Here is a 2,883-nt window from a genome sequence, read left to right as displayed (position 1 = left end):
TATCTTTCTCAGATTATTCATAAGCATTTTTCACAGTACATCGGCCGTTGTTTTTGCACTGATGTTGAGCCGCGATGAAACCAATCCGCACTCCAACATAAGCGCACCAAGCCGAGGGGAGATCAAAACGTGAACAATTGGGAAAACTTCCAACACTTACACGAGAATCGTATGGCACCACGTGCGTACTTTTTCTCCTACGACTCTGTTCAGAGCGCACAAACCTTTCAACGTGAACTGAGTCGCCGCTTTATGTTGCTCAGCGGCCAATGGACATTCAGTTATTTCACCAACCCAATGTTGGTACCTGATGAGTTTTACTCACAAACAATGAACGACTGGGGACACATTACCGTCCCAAACATGTGGCAAATGGAAGGCCACGGCGATCTGCAATACACCGATGAAGGCTTCCCATTCCCGATCGACGTCCCGTTTGTACCAACCGACAACCCAACGGGCGCTTATCAACGCACATTTACACTTGGTCCACAGTGGGATAACCAACAAACCATCATCAAGTTCGACGGCGTGGAAACCTACTTTGAAGTGTACGTAAACGGCGAGTACGTCGGCTTTAGCAAAGGCAGCCGTCTTACTGCGGAGTTCGACATTTCTGCCTACGCACACCAAGGCGAAAACTTGCTCTCTGTACGCGTGATGCAGTGGGCCGATTCCACTTACATTGAAGACCAAGACATGTGGTGGACGGCGGGGATCTTCCGTGATGTTTACCTAATCGGAAAAGAGAACATTCACGTCCAAGACCTAACAATTCGCACCGATTTCGCCGACGATTACCAAAGTGCGACGCTCAGTGCTCAAGTCGAATTGGAAAACCTTTCCACCGCTATCGCGTCTGGCTACACGCTGGAATACGCGCTGCATGACAAAGGCACTGTCGTAGCCAGTGGTCAATGCGATTCACTGACTATCCAAAACCACCACTCAACAAGCTTTGCGATTGATATGGTGAATCCAACGCATTGGACGGCTGAAAATCCTTACCTTTACCACTTGTTCATCACCTTAAAAGATCACCAAGGCAACGTAGTGGAAGTGATCCCACAACGCGTGGGTTTCCGTGACATCAAAGTGCGCGATGGCCTGTTTTACATCAACAATCAATACGTGATGCTGCATGGTGTAAACCGTCATGACAACGACCACCTAAAAGGTCGCGCAGTGGGCATGGACCGCGTGGAAAAAGATCTGATTTTGATGAAGCAACACAACATCAACTCGGTTCGCACCGCACACTACCCGAACGACCCACGCTTCTACGAGCTGTGTGATATTTACGGCCTGTTTGTGATGGCAGAAACCGATGTGGAAACCCACGGCTTTGCCAACGTTGGCGACCTGAGCCGTATCACCAATGATCCAGCATGGGAAGCGGTGTTTGTTGATCGCGCAGTGCGCCATGTGCACGCACAGAAAAACCACCCTTCTATCATCATGTGGTCACTCGGTAACGAATCGGGTTATGGCTGCAACATCCGTGCGATGTATACCGCGACCAAAGCAATTGATGACACCCGTTTGGTTCACTACGAAGAAGACCGCGATGCTGAAGTGGTGGATGTGATTTCCACTATGTACTCACGCGCTCAACTGATGAATTACTTTGGCGAACACCCACACGAGAAGCCACGCATTATCTGCGAATACGCACACGCGATGGGTAACGGGCCGGGTGGTCTGACGGAATACCAAAACGTGTTCTATGCGCACGACCACATTCAAGGTCACTACGTTTGGGAATGGTGTGATCACGGCATTCTAGCGCGTGATGAACACGGCCAAGAGTTCTACAAATACGGCGGCGATTACGGCGATTACCCAAACAACTACAACTTCTGCATGGATGGTCTGATTTACCCAGATCAAACCCCGGGCCCTGGCCTGAAAGAATACAAACAAGTCATTGCACCGGTGAAAATCCGCGCCGTTGAAGGTTGCCATGACCGCTTTATCGTTGAGAACAAATTGTGGTTCACCAACCTCGATGATTACACCATCACTGCCGACGTGCGTGCCGAAGGTGAAACCCTGCGTAGCGTGCAATTCAAAGTCGAAGCTTTGGTCGCCAACAGCGAACGTAAAGTGACCATCGACTTGCCAGAATTGGATGAGCGCGAAGCCTTTGTTAACTTCACCGTACGCAAAGACAGTCGCACGCTTTACAGCGAAGCCAACCATGAAATTGCGGTGTATCAGTTCCAACTGAAAGAAAAGACCGCGTCTGCACCTGCGTTCATCAATCGCAACGCACAACCTTTGGTGATTAACGAAAGCCGTTTGGAACACGTAATTGAAGGCCATAACTTCGCGCTTACTTTCTCGAAAGTAAACGGCAAACTGACCTCATGGCGTGTGAATGGTGAAGAGTTGATTCAATCAGAGCCAAGATTGAACTTCTTCAAACCAATGATTGATAACCACAAACAAGAGTATGAAGGTTTGTGGCACCCAGCGCATCTGCAAATCATGCAGGAGCACTTCCGCACACTTGCTGTGGAAGCAACTGATGATTCCGTCTTGATTACGACCACCAGCATCATTGCGCCGCCGGTCTTTGATTTTGGCATGCGTTGTACCTACCGCTACCAAATCAACGCGCAAGGCCATTTGAATGTGGAACTGAGTGGCGAGCGCTACGGCGACTACCCTCACGTGATTCCGGTCATTGGCTTGGATTTGGGCATTAACGGCAGCTTTGATCAAGTGAGTTACTACGGTCGCGGCCCAGAAGAAAACTACCAAGACAGTCGCCAAGCTAACCTCATTGATGTTTACCACAGCACCGTAGAAGACATGTTCGAGAACTACCCGTTCCCGCAAAACAACGGCAACCGCCAACACGTGCGCTGGGCATCGCTC

The 2,883-nt window shown here is 49.8% G+C and carries 1 protein-coding gene; it reads left to right on the top strand.

Going from position 1 to position 2,883, the window contains the following annotated elements:
• Positions 1-129: 129 nt before the first annotated feature.
• On the top strand, positions 130-2,883 hold a 2,754-nt coding region (gene ebgA, locus R7P35_RS23550), incomplete at its 3' end, for a beta-galactosidase subunit alpha (protein WP_318092727.1).

This window comes from Vibrio sp. Vb0304 (assembly GCF_033338995.1).
GTDB lineage: Bacteria > Pseudomonadota > Gammaproteobacteria > Enterobacterales > Vibrionaceae > Vibrio > Vibrio alginolyticus.
Note: the sequence above shows the minus strand (reverse complement) of the source record. Positions and strands in the feature narration are given on the sequence as shown.